The 14,687-nt window shown below is 69.0% G+C and carries 15 protein-coding genes and 1 pseudogene; 11 read left to right on the top strand and 5 right to left on the bottom strand.

What is annotated here, in order from left to right; genetic code table 11:
- Nucleotides 1-38 precede the first annotated feature (38 nt).
- The 9 genes from QM701_RS00365 (at nt 39) to QM701_RS00405 (ending at nt 6,924) form a co-directional block, all read left to right on the top strand.
- Nucleotides 39-476: a Cd(II)/Pb(II)-responsive transcriptional regulator gene (locus QM701_RS00365; RefSeq protein WP_415165129.1), complete on the top strand. Its 438-nt coding sequence runs from the start codon at nt 39-41 to the stop codon at nt 474-476.
- An 86-nt stretch (nt 477-562) separates the two neighbouring features.
- A complete protein-coding gene (locus QM701_RS00370; RefSeq protein WP_415165130.1) occupies nt 563-853 on the top strand; it encodes a nucleotidyltransferase family protein in 291 nt (96 codons plus the stop codon).
- On the top strand, nt 850-1,236 hold the full coding sequence (locus QM701_RS00375; RefSeq protein ID WP_415165131.1) for a DUF86 domain-containing protein: 387 nt from the start codon (nt 850-852) through the stop codon (nt 1,234-1,236). The genes QM701_RS00370 and QM701_RS00375 overlap by 4 nt, the downstream gene beginning before the upstream one ends.
- Before the next feature lie 35 nt (nt 1,237-1,271).
- Nucleotides 1,272-1,829 carry a recombinase family protein gene (locus QM701_RS00380; RefSeq protein WP_415165132.1) on the top strand — a complete coding sequence of 186 codons (558 nt, stop codon included), beginning with the start codon at nt 1,272-1,274 and terminating at the stop codon, nt 1,827-1,829.
- Between the two features lie 52 nt (nt 1,830-1,881).
- Nucleotides 1,882-2,970, top strand: coding sequence for a mandelate racemase/muconate lactonizing enzyme family protein (locus tag QM701_RS00385; protein WP_415165133.1), 1,089 nt, complete (start codon nt 1,882-1,884; stop codon nt 2,968-2,970).
- Between the two features lie 193 nt (nt 2,971-3,163).
- The gene (locus tag QM701_RS00390; RefSeq protein ID WP_415165134.1) at nt 3,164-4,174 is read left to right on the top strand and encodes a sulfate ABC transporter substrate-binding protein; all 1,011 of its coding nucleotides are present in this window, start codon (nt 3,164-3,166) and stop codon (nt 4,172-4,174) included.
- 34 nt (nt 4,175-4,208) lie between these two features.
- Nucleotides 4,209-5,084 (top strand): sulfate ABC transporter permease subunit CysT, encoded by an 876-nt coding sequence (cysT, locus tag QM701_RS00395; protein ID WP_415165135.1) that lies wholly within the window; start codon nt 4,209-4,211, stop codon nt 5,082-5,084.
- 11 nt (nt 5,085-5,095) lie between these two features.
- Nucleotides 5,096-5,980 carry a sulfate ABC transporter permease subunit CysW gene (gene cysW, locus QM701_RS00400; protein WP_415165136.1) on the top strand — a complete coding sequence of 295 codons (885 nt, stop codon included), beginning with the start codon at nt 5,096-5,098 and terminating at the stop codon, nt 5,978-5,980.
- Nucleotides 5,977-6,924 (top strand): CysB family HTH-type transcriptional regulator, encoded by a 948-nt coding sequence (locus tag QM701_RS00405; RefSeq protein ID WP_415165137.1) that lies wholly within the window; start codon nt 5,977-5,979, stop codon nt 6,922-6,924. Before cysW ends, QM701_RS00405 begins: the two co-directional genes overlap by 4 nt.
- A 4-nt stretch (nt 6,925-6,928) precedes the next feature.
- Here QM701_RS00405 and QM701_RS00410 read toward each other — a convergent pair whose 3' ends face one another.
- Nucleotides 6,929-7,516 carry a cation:proton antiporter gene (locus tag QM701_RS00410; protein WP_415165138.1) on the bottom strand — a complete coding sequence of 196 codons (588 nt, stop codon included), beginning with the start codon at nt 7,514-7,516 and terminating at the stop codon, nt 6,929-6,931.
- A 160-nt stretch (nt 7,517-7,676) separates the two neighbouring features.
- Nucleotides 7,677-8,216: pseudogene (locus QM701_RS00415) on the bottom strand (cation:proton antiporter); the annotation flags it as partial.
- Nucleotides 8,217-8,462: 246 nt separating this feature from the next.
- On the opposite strand from QM701_RS00415, the gene QM701_RS00420 reads away from it, so the two are divergent.
- Nucleotides 8,463-8,903: a hypothetical protein gene (locus tag QM701_RS00420; protein WP_415165139.1), complete on the top strand. Its 441-nt coding sequence runs from the start codon at nt 8,463-8,465 to the stop codon at nt 8,901-8,903.
- Between the two features lie 25 nt (nt 8,904-8,928).
- Nucleotides 8,929-9,084 (top strand): DUF3096 domain-containing protein, encoded by a 156-nt coding sequence (locus tag QM701_RS00425; RefSeq protein ID WP_415165140.1) that lies wholly within the window; start codon nt 8,929-8,931, stop codon nt 9,082-9,084.
- 22 nt (nt 9,085-9,106) lie between these two features.
- Here the strand turns inward: QM701_RS00425 and QM701_RS00430 are convergent, their stop codons facing one another.
- Genes QM701_RS00430 through QM701_RS00440 form a run of 3 tightly spaced genes read right to left on the bottom strand, consistent with a single transcriptional unit; the run spans nt 9,107 to nt 14,641 of the window.
- Complete coding sequence (locus tag QM701_RS00430) at nt 9,107-10,711, bottom strand: glucan biosynthesis protein (RefSeq protein WP_415165141.1); 1,605 nt, start codon at nt 10,709-10,711, stop codon at nt 9,107-9,109.
- A complete protein-coding gene (gene mdoH / locus QM701_RS00435; RefSeq protein ID WP_415165142.1) occupies nt 10,698-13,088 on the bottom strand; it encodes a glucans biosynthesis glucosyltransferase MdoH in 2,391 nt (796 codons plus the stop codon). The genes QM701_RS00430 and mdoH overlap by 14 nt, the downstream gene beginning before the upstream one ends.
- Nucleotides 13,061-14,641: a glucan biosynthesis protein G gene (locus QM701_RS00440; RefSeq protein ID WP_415165143.1), complete on the bottom strand. Its 1,581-nt coding sequence runs from the start codon at nt 14,639-14,641 to the stop codon at nt 13,061-13,063. The genes mdoH and QM701_RS00440 overlap by 28 nt, the downstream gene beginning before the upstream one ends.
- Nucleotides 14,642-14,687 lie beyond the last annotated feature (46 nt).

A 14,687-nucleotide genomic window follows, 5' to 3' on the forward strand; every position in this document is an offset into this window, starting at 1 on the left:
GTATCTGATACGGAGTTTGTTTTCTTGAAGGAGCAGCCATGCGGATCGGGGAACTCGCCAGGCGCGGCGCCTGCGACGTGGAAACAGTGCGCTTTTACGAACGGGAACACCTGCTCGACCCGGCGGCGCGGGAGGCCAACGGCTATCGCCGATATTCCGAGGCCCACCTGACGCAGCTCAATTTCATCCGCCATTGCCGTTCGCTCGGCATCGGACTGGCCGACGTGCGCACCTTGCGCCGTTTCCAGGCCGATCCCGATCTGGCATGCGACGCGATCAACGACCTGATCGACACGCAGATCGCGCGCATCCACCAGCAGGTCGAATCGCTGCGGCTGCTCGAACGGCAGCTGCACGCGCTGCGCGACACCTGCCACGCCAGGCACACGGCCAGCGAATGCGGCATCATGCGCAACCTGGAGCAGGCGGCCGAAGGCGAGGAATGTTCATGCCATGCGATCGGGAATTCGCGGTGACTTGGCGCGCGGCGACGTAATCGGTTCTTGAAACCGGATTCTCGATTGCATATCATTTCGACGGGTTTCGATAAGAGAGGGTGGCCATGCGTCCATCGGTTGTGCTCGATATGAAGCGAAGTGCGGTGCGCGAAGCGGTAAGCCGCTTCCGCACGGCGAACCCGCGCGTCTTCGGTTCGGTGCTGCATGGCACCGATCGGGATGGCAGCGATCTCGATCTGCTGGTCGATGCGCTGCCTGGCGCGACACTCCTCGATCTGGGCGGCCTGCAGGACGAATTGGAATCGCTGCTCGGCGTTCATGTCGATCTGCTCACCCCGGCGGATCTGCCGGCGAAGTTCCGGGCCAAAGTACTCGGCGAGGCTCGGCCGGTATGAACGACTTCCGCCTTCCCGATTACCTCGACCACATACGGCAGGCCGCCGCCGATGCATGCAGCTTCGCGGACGGGCTGGCCAAGGAAGACTTCCTGGCCGACAGGCGTACCCAGCAGGCCGTGGTCATGAGCTTCATCATCATTGGCGAGGCGGCCACGAAGGTGCTGGACGGCTATGCCGAGTTTGCCCAGGCCCATCCCGAAGTGCCGTGGCGCTACATGCGTGGTATGCGCAACCGCATCGCCCACGGTTATTTCGACATCAACTTCGATGTGGTGTGGGATACCCTGCAAACGGCGCTGCCGGAATTGCTCCACCAACTGCCCGCCGTGCGCAAGGATGCCGAAGACGGATATCGTGGCGATCGTGGGACGGAAGCATGACTGGCCAGAACAAGCCGCCCATGGGACGCTGATCCATGTTGATCGGCTACGCGCGTGCCTCGACGCAGGACCCGAACCTCGAATTGCAACGGGAAGCCCTGGTCCGGGCCGGGTGCCGGCAGGTCTTCGAAGACGAGGCGAGCGGCACGCGGGCCGAGCGTCCCGGGTTGGAGCGGACGCTCGAAATGCTGCGGCGGGGCGATACCCTGGTCGTCTGGAAGCTCGACCGGCTGGGCCGCGGCGTCAGGCAGCTGGTCGATCTGTTCGGCGGGCTGCACCGGCAGGGCGTCCAGTTCAAGAGCCTCGCCGACGCCCTCGACACCGGCACGCCTGCAGGCCGGTTCTTCTTCCACCTCATGGACAGCCTCGCCGAGATGGAACGCGAGTTGACCGTCGAGCGCACTCGCGCCGGGCTGGAGGCCGCCCGGTGCCTCGGACGCAAGGGCGGCCGCAAGCCGAAGATGACCGGCGGCAAGATCGAATCGGCCAGGCAGCTGCTGGCCAGCGGCGTCCCGCCCAGGGACGTGGCCAGGAGCCTCGGCGTGTCGGTTCCCACGCTGTACCGCTGGGTGCCGGCCTCCGCGCACGTCTAACGTACTGGACATCCATGTAGTTCCAACCACCGACAACCCAAGCGAGGATGACATGCCCCATATCGTTTCCCTGGAATCCGGCTATTACCGCGTGCCGCTCGAAGCCGAACTGAGCGACAGCACCCATGGCCAGATGCTCGAATTCGAGCTGAACACGCTGCGCGTCCGCGACGCCGATGGCGCCGAGGGCGTCGGCTACACCTTTACCGTGGGCCGCAACGGCGCGGCCATCGAGGCGCTGCTGGCGCGCGATTTTCCCGACCTGGCGCTGCACGAGGACGCCGACCGCATCGAGCATCTGTGGCAGAAACTCTGGTGGGGCCTGCACTACGGCGGCCGCGGCGGGCCGACGGTGCTGGCGCTGTCGGCGTTCGACATGGCGCTGTGGGACCTGAAGGCCAAGCGCGCCAAGCTGCCGCTGTGGAAGCTGCTGGGCGGCCACGATCCGCGCGTGCCGTGCTACGCGGGCGGCATCGATCTCGACTTCCCGCTCGACAAGCTGTTGCGCCAGACCGACGACAACCTCGGCAAGGGCTTCCGGGCGATCAAGATGAAGGTCGGCCGCGCGCGGCTCGCCGAGGACGTGGCGCGCGTCAAGGCGATGCGCGAGCACCTGGGCGAGGGCTTCCCGCTGATGGTGGACGCCAACATGAAATGGTCGGCCGACGAGGCGATCCGCGCGGCGCGCGCCTTCGCACCGTATCAGCCGGTGTGGCTGGAAGAGCCGGTCATCCCCGACGACGTGGCCGGCCACGCCCGCGTGGTGCGGGAGGGCGGCCTGCCGGTCGCCGCCGGCGAAAATCTGCGCACGCTATGGGAATTCAAGCACCTGATCGCCACCGGCGGCGTCACCTATCCCGAACCGGACGTCACCAATTGCGGCGGCGTCACCGCGTTCATCAAGATCGCCCACCTGGCCGAGGCCTTCAACCTGCCGGTGACCTCGCACGGCGCGCACGATGTCACCGTGCAGTTGCTGGCCGCCGTGCCCAACCGCTCGTACCTGGAAGCGCACGGCTTCGGCCTCGACCGCTACATCGCCGAGCCGCTGAAGATCGAGGAAGGCTACGCCCTGGCACCGGACCGCCCCGGCCACGGCATCGAGTTCGACTGGCCAGGGCTGGACGCCATCCGCGCGTGAGGTTGAGTGGTCGACAGGAGAAGTAGGCTGTCAACCGCTTTATTTCCCTTGGGAATGTTTTGTTCCCGCTTAATAACCTACGGTTCTTAATTTATGCATGAGTCGCGCATAAGCAAATAGAAATTGATTCGTTTGGAGGCGGCGCGCGACTCCATAAACTCCGGTTCGTCACCTATTTTCAAGGAGCGAACCGATGACGATCCGCAAACTGTTTGGCGGGCTTGTGCTGGGACTGGCGGTGGCCGCGGGCAGCGGCGTGGCGCGGGCCGAGGTCTCCCTGCTCAACGTGTCCTACGACCCGACGCGCGAGCTCTACCAGGACTACAACGCCGCTTTCGCCAAGTACTGGCAGGGCAAGACCGGCGAGAAGGTCACCATCAACCAGTCGCACGGCGGCTCGGGCAAGCAGGCGCGCAGCGTGATCGACGGCCTGGAGGCCGACGTGGTCACCCTGGCGCTGGCCTACGACATCAACGAGCTGGCCGAAAGGAAGCTGATTCCCGACAACTGGCAGAAGCGCCTGCCGCAGAACGCCTCGCCCTACACCTCGACCATCGTCTTCCTGGTGCGCAAGGGCAACCCCAAGCAGATCAAGGACTGGAACGATCTGGTCAAGCCGGGCATCGGCATCGTCACCCCGAATCCCAAGACCTCCGGCGGCGCCCGCTGGAACTATCTGGCGGCATGGGCCTACGCCCTGAAGCAGCCGGGCGGCAGCGACGACACGGCGCGGGACTTCGTCGGCAAGCTGTTCAAGAACGTCAAGGTGCTCGACTCGGGCGCGCGCGGCGCGACCACCACGTTCACCGAGCGCGGCATCGGCGACGTGCTGCTGGCCTGGGAGAACGAGGCCTTCCTGGCGGTCAAGGAACTCGGGCCGGAGAAATTCGACATCGTCACCCCGTCGCTGTCGATCCTCGCCGAGCCGCCGGTGTCGGTGGTGGACAAGACGGTCGACAAGCGCGGCACGCGCAAGGTGGCCGAGGCCTACCTCGAATACCTCTATTCGCCGGAAGCGCAGGAGATCGCGGCCAAGCACTACTACCGGCCGCGCGACGCCAAGGTCGCGGCGAAGTACGCCAAGCAGTTCGCCAAGGTGAACCTGATCACCATCGACGAAGTCTTCGGCGGCTGGGACAAGGCGCAGAAGACCCACTTCGCCGACGGCGGCTCCTTCGACAAGATCTACGGGGCGGGGCGCTAGCCCGGCATCCGGAAGGAAACCGAGGAGAACGGCGATGAGCGATCTCGTCCTGCCCGCGCCGCGCCGTTCCTGGCGGTCCGTCCTGGACGTGAAGCACAGCGTCCTGCCGGGGTTTTCGCTGGCGCTCGGCTATTCGGTCGTCTATCTGGGGCTGATCGTCCTGATCCCGCTCTCCTCGGTGTTCCTGAAATCGGCGTCGCTGGGCTGGGAAGGGTTCTGGCAGGTGGTCACGCATCCCCGGGTGATCGCCTCCTTCCGCCTCAGTTTCGGCGCGTCGCTGGCCGCCGCCGGGGTCAACGCGGTCTTCGGCCTGCTCTTCGCCTGGGTGCTGGTGCGCTACCGCTTCCCCGGCAAGGGGCTGATCGACGCCCTGGTCGATCTGCCGTTCGCCTTGCCGACCGCGGTGGCCGGCATCGCGCTGGCCACGCTGTACGCCAGGAACGGCTGGATCGGCGGCCTGCTCGAACCGCTCGGCGTCGAGGTGGCCTACACCCCGGCCGGCGTCTTCGTCGCGCTGGTGTTCATCGGGCTGCCCTTCGTGGTGCGCACCGTCCAGCCCGTCCTGGAGGACCTCGAAGCCGAGGTCGAGGAGGCGGCGGCGTGCCTGGGCGCGACGCGCTGGCAGACCTTCCGCCGGGTCATCCTGCCGTACCTCTCGCCGGCGCTGCTGACCGGCTTCGCGCTGGCCTTCGCCCGCGCCGTCGGCGAATACGGCTCGGTGATCTTCATCGCCGGCAACATGCCGTTCATTTCCGAGATCGCGCCGCTGATGATCATCACCAAGCTGGAGCAGTACGACTACGCGGGTGCCACGGCCATCGCGGTGGTGATGCTGGTGCTGTCCTTCCTGCTGCTCCTGCTGATCAACGTGCTGCAGGCGTGGACCCAGCGCAGCCATCGGCGCATCTGAGGGAGGGGATCATGGCGGGAACCGTCACTCTTGGGCTGGCGTCGCGGGCGGAACTCCAGCCCCGCCGCATCGCCACGGACGAACCGTGGCCCGTCCGCCTCGCGCTGATCGCGCTGGTCGTCGCGTTCTTCGGCCTGTTCCTGCTGATGCCGCTGGCCGCGGTGTTCGCCGAGGCGTTCAAGAAGGGCTGGAGCGCCTACGCCGCCGGCATTTCGAATCCCGACGCGCTGGCCGCGATCAGGCTGACCCTGCTGGTGGCCGCCGTCGCGGTGCCGCTCAATCTGGTGTTCGGGGTCGCCGCCGCGTGGGCGATCGCCAAGTTCAACTTTCGCGGCAAGCACGTGCTGATCACCCTGATCGACCTGCCGTTCTCGGTGTCGCCGGTGGTCTCCGGGCTGATCTACGTGCTGCTGTTCGGCGCGCAGGGGTGGTTCGGACCGCAGCTCGCAGCCTGGGACGTGAAGATCCTCTACGCCGTGCCGGGGCTGGTGCTGGCGACCGTCTTCGTCACCTTTCCCTTCGTCGCCCGCGAGCTGATTCCGCTGATGCAGGCGCAGGGCAGCGACGAGGAAGAGGCCGCCGTGGTCCTCGGCGCCGGCGGCTGGACGACCTTCCGCCGCGTCACCCTGCCCAACATCAAGTGGGGCCTGCTCTACGGCGTGATCCTGTGCAACGCGCGGGCGATGGGCGAATTCGGTGCGGTGTCCGTGGTCTCCGGGCACATCCGCGGCAAGACCAACACCATGCCGCTGCAGGTGGAAATCCTCTACAACGAATACAACTTCGTCGCCGCCTTCGCCGTGGCTTCGCTGCTGGCGCTGCTGGCCCTGCTGACGCTGGGCGTGAAGACCTTCATCGAATGGCGATCGGCCGCGGCGAGCCGGGAGGCGGAATGAATTTCCAGCAACTCAGGATCGTGCGCGAAACGGTGCGCCAGGACTTCAACCTGACCACCGTGGCCAACACGCTGTTCACCTCGCAGCCGGGCGTCTCCAAGCACATCAAGGACCTGGAGGACGAACTCGGCGTCGAGATCTTCGTCCGCCGCGGCAAGCGGCTGCTCGGGCTGACCGAGCCGGGCCGGGAAGTCCTGGCCGTGGTCGAGCGCATCCTGCTGGACACCCAGAACGTGCGCAACATCGCCGAGCATTTCGCCAGCCGCGAGACCGGCAACCTGGTCATCGCCACCACGCACACGCAGGCCCGCTACGCGCTGCCCGAGGTGATCAAGCAGTTCAAGGCCGAATACCCCAAGGTGCACCTGGTGCTGCACCAGGGCAGCCCCAAGGAGATCGCCGAGCTGCTGACCACCGGCGACGCCGACATCGGCATCGCCACCGAATGGCTGGCCAACGTCCCCGAGGTGGTCACCTTTCCGTACTACACGTGGCACCACGCGGTCATCGTGCCGCGCGGCCATCCGCTCGCCGCGCTCGAAACGATCACCCTGGCGGACATCGCCGACCATCCGATCATCACCTACCACGAGGGCTTCACCGGACGGGCCAACATCGACCGCCGCTTCGCCGAGGCCGGGCTGGTGCCGGACATCGTGCTCTCGGCGATCGACGCGGACGTGATCAAGACCTACGTCGACATCGGCCTGGGCATCGGCATCATCGCCTCGATGGCCTACCACCCCGAGCGCGACGGCAGCCTCGTGCGCCTCGACGTGCCCCACCTGTTCGTGCCCAACACCACGCGGCTCGCCATCCGGCGGGGCGTGTACCTGCGCAGCTACGCCTACGCCCTGATCCGGCGGCTGGTGCCGGGACTGACCGAGCAGAAGATCGGCGAAGCGGTGCGCAAGGAAGCGGCCGGCGAGGATTTCGTGATCTGAGCCGTCAGGCGCGGCCGTCCGGGCCGCGCCGGCGCGCCGACCGGCGCCGCGCATAGGCGTTCATCAGCGGCGTGACCGAAATGCCGTGCACGATGATCGAGACCGCGATGGCGGTCAGGGTGACGCTGGTCATCCGTTCGGCCGCCTCGCCCGCGATGCCGTGGCTCATGGCGAACATCAGGTAGTAGAGCGAGCCGATGCCGCGGATGCCGAACCAGGACATCAGCAGGCGCTGGTCGCCGCCGACGTCGGCGCCGAGCAGGCCGAGCCAGACGGACAAAGGGCGCACGAGCAGGAACAGGTAGACCGCGAAGCCGGCGGCCAGCGCGTCGAAGCGCAGATACGACAGCATGAAGCCGATCAGCAGGACGATCAGCAGCTCGGCGATGCGTTCGAGCTGATCGCTGAAGGTGCGCGCCGCCTGGTTCATGTAGGCGCCCGCGAACTCCGGATGCGTGGCCACGGCGGCGTGTTCCTCGCGCTTGCGCAGGCTGACGGTGGCGCTCGCCTCGCCGTCGAGGCGCGCGGCCCGGCTGAGGCGCTGGAAGGCCAGCCCGGCGCCGAACACCGCCACGAAGCCCGAGGCCAGCACGGCCTGCGCCGTGCCGTAGAACCAGCGCGATCAGCCCGAGCAGGACGAACTCGTCCGCGCCCACCGCCGCGTTGTACGCCGTGCGGAGATGGTAAACGGCGCGCCCGACCAGCGTCCCCAGCGCCATGCCGAGCAGCAGCCCGCCGGCCAGACTCCAGCCGAAATCGATCGCCAGCCAGCGCCAGCCGAAGGCGCCGACGTCGTGCAGTCCGAGCGCGCCGAGGCCGAGCATCACGAAGGGGAAGGCGGCGCCGTCGTTGAGCGCGCCTTCGCCGCTCAGGCTGAAGCGCAGCCGGTCGCGGTCGGCCGGGTCGTCCACCTGCACGTCGGAGGCCAGCACCGGGTCCGTCGGCGCCAGGATGCCGCCCAGGATCAGGGCGCCGCCGACGGACAGCCCGAGCGCCAGGCAGGCCGCCGCGGCGACCAGCAGGACGGTCGCCGCCATCGACAGCACGGCCAGGCGCAAGGGCAGGGACCAGCGGCGGCCCCACAGCGGCAGCCCCAGCCGCAGGCCTACCGAGAACAGCGAGATGAGCAGGGCGACCTCGGCGATGCGTTCGAGCAGCCCGGCGTAGTGCTGCCAGCCGGGGATTCCCCACCACGCGGAATGCCCCAGCGCGTAGCCCACCGCCAGGTACAGCATGGACGGCGAGACGGGCAGCCGCTTGAGCAGCGAACCCGCCAGCGCCGTGGTGATCATCAGGCCGCCCACGATCAGCGCCCATACGGGAAAGGACAATCGGCCTCCAGTGCGTCAGCGCCCATTCCGGAGACATGCGGATCAGGAATCGGCGGGTCGAATCCGGCGGGATTGCCGCATGGACCCTGCCGGCCGGCACGAGTTCCGCTCCCGGCCGCCGCGCCGCCGCCGGGCACGCGGCTTGCCGCCCGGACTTCGATTCTCGCGGCATCGACAACGGTTTCCCCGCACAGGAAAGGAGTCGCCATGCTTCCATCGACGGTAGATCGGGTTCCCCTGAACACGGCATCCGGAGTCAATGCGCGCATCCGCAGCCACACGCGGCAAAGCGTCATCCGGACATTGCAGGGCGGCCCGCGCAAGATCCAGCGCCGGCTGGCCGAACTCGATCGGGAATGGGATATCGAACGAGTGCTCGAAGCCAACGCCGCCACGGCCGTGCTGGTCGGTTTCACGCTGGCCTTCGGCGTCGACCGCCGCTTTCTGGCGCTGCCCATCGCCGTCGCCGCCTTCCTGCTGCAGCACGCGCTGCAGGGATGGTGTCCGCCGCTGCCGCTGCTGCGCCGCCTGGGCGTGCGCACGGCGACCGAGATCGAGGAGGAGCGCTGCCTGCTGCTCCGGGCGGTGAGCGAGGGCGCGGCCGGAGTCCCGGCCGGAGGCGGCGGCGCGTCGAGCGCCGCCGGGTAGTCGTCCGTCTTCCCTGGAGAGAACCATGACCACCATCAATCTGCAGCTCACGCCGCTGATTTCCCTGATCGCCGGCATCCTGATCCTGTTCATTCCCCGCCTGCTCAACATCATCGTGGCGATCTACCTGATCGTCATCGGCCTGATCGGCATATTCGGCATCAGCCGGATAAATTTCTAGCCGCCGGCGCCGCGCAGCACGCTCAGGCCGCCAGCTCGTCGGCGTATGCCGCCCGCGCGAGCAGGGCGCGCCGCTCCTCGGGGCCGGGCGGCGTCCACTGGTACAGCCAGGTCTCGCTCAGCGGCCGGCCGTTCAGGCGCAGGTACACCCGCAGGTCGACCGGCGCCGTGCCGTCGTCGGTCGGCCGCCAGTCGAAGATGGCGCGATAGCCCGCCAGCGGCCGCAGCGGCCGGACCGACGGAATCTCGATCTCGCCGCGCGACACGCTGATCACCGGCTCGATCGCCGCCTCCTCGCCCAGCATGCCGAACGGCCCGCCGGCGAAGTCGACGACGAACCGCCAGGAAAAGTGCGTGCGCGGCCGGCCGATCACGCCGCCGAGGCCGTTGCGCGTGGCCGCCACCTGCGCCAGCGGCGATTCGTACGGCATGCGCGAGCCCCAGTGCATGCGGTAGGAGAACAGCCATTCCTCGCCCGGCTGCGGTTTCCGTTCCGGGTTCCAGTAGGCGACGATGTTGTCCATCGTCTCGTCCGGCGTCGGCAGTTCGAGCAGATGCACGCTGCCGCGCCCCCAACCGGCCTTCGGCTCGATCCACAGGCTCGGGCGCTTCTCGTAGAACACGCCGTCATCCTGGTAGTGGTCGAAGGCGCGGTCCCGCTGCAGCAGGCCGAAGCCGCGCGGGTTCTCGTCGAGGTAGGCGTTGAAGCGCACCTGCGCCGGGTTGGCGAGCGGGCGCCACAGCCATTCGCCGGCGCCGGTCCACAGCGACAGCCCGTCCGAATCGTGGATTTCCGGCCGCCAGTCCCGCGCCATGCGGATGTCGTTCTCGCCGTGCTGGAACATGCTGGTCAGCGGCGCCACGCCCAGCCGTTCGATCGGCAGGCGCGGATAGAGCGCGCAGTCGACCTCCATGCGCAGCGTGGCGCCGGGGAAAATGTCGAAGCGGTAGGCGCCGGCCACGCTCGGCGAATCGAGCAGCGCATAGACGGTCAGGCGGTCGGCGTCCGTCGCCGGGCGTTCGATCCAGAACGCGCGGAACACCGGGAATTCCTCCGGCCGCTCCATGCCGCAGTCGACGGCCAGGCCGCGCGCCGACAGCCCGTACTGCATCTCGGCGCCGACCGCGCGGAAGTAGCTGGCGCCGAGAAAGGCCACGATGTCGCGCTGCCAGTCGGTGTGGTATTGCACGCGGAAGCCGGCGAAGCCCAGGTCGGCCGGCAGCCGCGCGCCGCGCAGGCCGCTGCGGCCGTAGTCGAACATGTCGGCCTGATAGGCCAGCGGCCGCGCGCCGCCCGCGTTGAGTTCGTGGATCTGCACCGGCGTCCGGTAGTGCAGGCCGAGGTGGAAGAACTGCAGCCGGAAGGGGCCGTCCGATTCCGCCCACAGCGCGTGGTCCGGGCGGAAGCGCAGCGCCTGGTACTGGTCCCAGTCCAGGTTCTCCAGCGCCGCGGGCAGGTGGGCCGGCGCCGGCCGGTAGGGCTGCGCCGCCAGCGTGCGCGCCTCGCCCTTGAGCCAGGCGTAGTCGAAGGCCGGCGGCGAGCCGGCGGCCGCCGCCCACGCACGGGCCGGCGCCATGCCGGTCAGGCCCAGGGCCGCCCAGGCGGTCAGGAATTCACGCCGGCGCATGCGTACGCTCCATGGCTTTCCTCCATTCGGGATAGGGATCGTCGATTGCCCCGACCTGCCGGTGCAGCCGCCACAGCGAGACGGGATCGTCGAGCAGGTCGAGCTTGCGTTGCCGGTCCAGCGCCTCCGGGCCGCCGGCCAGCGCCGCGTCGAAGCGGCCGGCCGGCCGGTTCAGGCGGGGCCGCCGGGCGATGGCGCAGGCGACGGCGTTGACCCGCGGGTCGACCACCACCGCGGCGAAGCCGCCCGGCGGCGGCGAGCGTTCCAGCGCCTGCTGCAGGCAGCGCACTTCGTACGGCGGCGAGGTTTCCTCCGGGATCAGGAAGAAGCCCGCCCGGCGCAGCGCGCGGCCGAGCGACACCCGGCTCGAAAAGACCGACAGGGGAATCGACACGATCAGCGCGCCGACCACCGGCAGCAGCCAGCCGAGGAAGGCCGGGTTGAGCCAATAGACGCCGCCGGCCCAGAGCAGGCCGAGCAGCGTGTGGCCGCCGTGCTTGCCGATCGCCTCGCGCCACGTGGTTTCGGAGTTGTCGCGCGACGGCGAGGTCCATTTGATCTCCCAGCCGGCCAGCGTGGCGATCACGAAGCGCGTGTGGAACAGCATGCGGATCGGCGCCAGCAGGGCCGAATACAGGGCCTCGGCCAGGGTGCTCGCCGCCATGCGCAGGGCGCCGCCGTACCCGCCGGCGCCGCGCCGGAGCAGCAGCAGCGCGCTCAGCACCTTGGGCGCGAAGAGCAGCGAGGCGGTGGCGCTGAACAGCATGATGGCCCAGCGGTGGTTCCATTCCGGCCACACCGGGAACAGCTGGTAGGGCACCACGAAGTACTGGGGCGGCACCAGCGTCTGGATGGCCAGCAGCAGGGTCGACAGCAGCAGGAACAGGAACCACAGCGGCGCCGACAGGTAGGCCATCACGCCGGTGGCGAAGACCACGCGGTGGGCAGGATGCAGGCCTTCGGCGAAGAGCAGCTGCGAATTGATCAGGTTGCCCTGGCACCAGCGCCGGTCGCGCTGCAGTTCGTCGAGCAGGTTGGGCGGCATCTCCTCGTGGCTGCCCGGCAGGTCGTAGGCGATCCACACCGCCCAGCCGGCCCGGCGCATCAGCGCCGCCTCGACGAAATCGTGCGAGAGGATTTCCACGTTGCCCAGCCGGCGGCGCAGGCGGCCGAGCGCGCAGTGGCGGATGAACGGCGCCAGCCGGATGATGGCGTTGTGCCCCCAGTAATGCGCCTCGCCCAGCTGCCAGAAATGCAGGCCGGCGGTGAACAGCGGCCCGTACACCCGGTTGGCGAACTGCTGGATGCGCGCGTGCAGGGTCTCGCGGCCCGAGGTGCGCGGGGCGGTCTGGATGATGCCCGCGCGCGGGTTGGCCTCCATCAGCTGGACGAGCCGGGTGAGGCATTCGCCGCTCATCACGCTGTCCGCGTCGAGCACGATCATGTAGCGGTAGCGGCTGCCCCAGCGCCGGCAGAAGTCGGCGAGGTTGCCGCTCTTGCGCTTGATGCGGTTGCGCCGCCAGCGGTAGAAGAAATGGCCGAAGGCGCCGTGTTCGCGGCACAGCGCCAGCCACGCCCGCATCTCGTCGGCGCGCACGTCGGGGTCGTTGGTGTCGCTGAGCACGAAGAAGTCGAAATGCGCCAGCCCGCCGGCGCGCGCGAGCGAAGCGTGGGTGGCCGCCAGCCCGGCGAAGACGCGCGCCACGTCCTCGTTGCAGATGGGCATCACGATGGCCGTGCGCGCATCCTCCGGCAGCGGCGCGTCGGGCGCCGCGGTGGCCGAGATGGCGTGCCGGTCGCGGCCGGTCAGCAGCACGAAGAAGCCCATGATGGCGGTCCAGAAGCCGGCCGACACCCAGAAGAAGAGCAGGGCGAAGAGGATCAGCACGGCGATTTCCATCGGCCGGCTGCCGTGGTAGGGCAGCACCGCCGTCATCGACCACGTGGCCAGCACCGTCTGCCCGAAGGTCAGCAGGGTCAGCATCGAGCGGCGGCCGAAACCGTCGAGGCGGCGCGGCTGCGGCGGCGTGCCGCGCGCCCTGCGCCGGCCGTTGCCATTACCGTTGCCGTCGCCGTTCCGGCGCCACGGCCAGATCACCGGCGGCCAGCGCCGGGGCGCCATCGACGTGCGGCGGACCGGCGGCGCGATCCGCCGGCAGAGCTGTTCGAACGGCACGCCGCCGTTAGCCGGCACGTCCAGGGCGCGCGCCAGCCGCGCCGGCAGCGAGGCCAGCGCGTCGTCGTCCCCGGCCGGCGGCAGCGGCGGGGCGGCCGCCGGCCCGCGCGCCGCTTCCCGGCGCGGCCCCTGGGCCGGCGGCCGCGCGGAGCGGGCCGGGCGGTCGGCCGCCGTCACTCGGGAGGAAGGATGTAGCTCCATGTTTCCGATACCTGTTTGTCGTTGCGCATCAGTTGGGCGCGCATCTCGACCGGCTTGGCGGCGTCGTTGCGGCGCAGGACAAGGGTCAGCCGCCAGCCGTCGATGGCCTCGTTGCGTTCCAGCCGGCTCTGCAGCAGCGTGGCGTTTTCCAGATGGTGGCTGGCGCTGATCCTGCCTTCGCCGGCGTCGCGCGGCGGAGGCGGCAGCGCGCCGGCGAAATCCACGGTGAACACCAGGCCGTTTTCCGGCCGGTTCTGCGGGTCCGGGCCGCGGCGGGTCTGCATGGTCCACAGCAGCGGCGGACGCGCCTCGGTGTCCTTCTGCCACAGGATGCGATAGCGCAGGTCGTATGGCTGGCCCGGCGGCAGCGGTTTGTCGGGTACCCAGTAGGCGACGATGTTGTCGTTGTACTCGTTGGGCGTGGGAATCTGCACCAGCTCGACGCGGCCCGGCCCCCACGGCTCCGTGGGCTCGATCCAGGCGCCCGGGCGCAGGTCGCGGCGGGTGGCCAGTTCCTCGTAGCTGGAAAAGCGCCGGTCGCGCTGCTGCAGCCCGAAGCCGCCGGGATTGTTGGCGGCGAAGGAGGTCACCAGCAGGCGCTTGGGATTGACCAGCGGGCGCCAGATCCATTCGCCGTTGCCGAGATTGACCGACAGGCCGTCCGAATCGTGCACCTCCGGCCGGGAATCCTCCTGCGCGGGACGCTGGTTCTCGCCGAAGAAGTACATGCTGGTGAGCGGCGCCAGCCCGATCTTGGCGATGGCGGCGCGGGGGTAGAGCCGGGCCCTGACATCGATGCGCGTCTCCTCGCCGGGCCTGACGACGAAGCGGTACGCGCCGGTCACGCGCGGCGAGTCGAGCAGGGCGTAGATGGTGAATTCGCGCGCGGCGGGCGACGGCCGGTCGATCCAGAACTCGACGAAGCGGGGAAACTCCTCGCCCGTCAGCTCGGCGGTGTCGACCGCCAGGCCACGCGCCGACAGCCCGTAGGCTTGGCCCCGGCCGAGCGCGCGGAAATAGCTGGCGCCGAGGAAGACCAGCACTTCGTCCTTGGTCTTCGGCGTGTTGAGCGCGTAATGCAGGCGGAAGCCGGCGAAGCCCAGGCCCTTGAGCTTTTCCGGGTCGATCCGGTTGGCGCCGAAGTCGAAGGCCTCGGGGTCGTAGCGGATCTCCTGCACGCCGTCGGTCGACACCTCGTTGACCCGCACCGCCGGCTCGAAGATCGCGCCGCGATGGAAGAACGCCAGTTCGATCGGCAGTCCCCGGCCGCGCCAGTACATGCGCTCGGTCTTGAAGCGGATGTCCTGGTACTGCTCGTACTTCAGCCGGCGCAGCTCGTCCGGCAAGGTGGTGTTCGGCTTGGCGTAGGCGCGGGCGGAGAGGGCCTTGGCCTGGCGCTCCACGTCGGGCAGGCCGAAGGCCCGGCCGCTGGCCGGCCAGGCCAGCAGCACGGCCAGGAGGAAACCCAGCAGAACAACCGTCGCGCGGCCATGCCATCGCCACGCGCCGGCAAGCGGCGGCCACGCGAACGACACCGGGGGAGCGAACGGCATCGGCGCGTTTATTCCAGGCGCAAGGCGTCGGCCACGGAGCGCATGC

Origin of the sequence: Propionivibrio sp., assembly GCF_047602565.1 — a bacterium.
Lineage (GTDB): Bacteria > Pseudomonadota > Gammaproteobacteria > Burkholderiales > Rhodocyclaceae > Propionivibrio.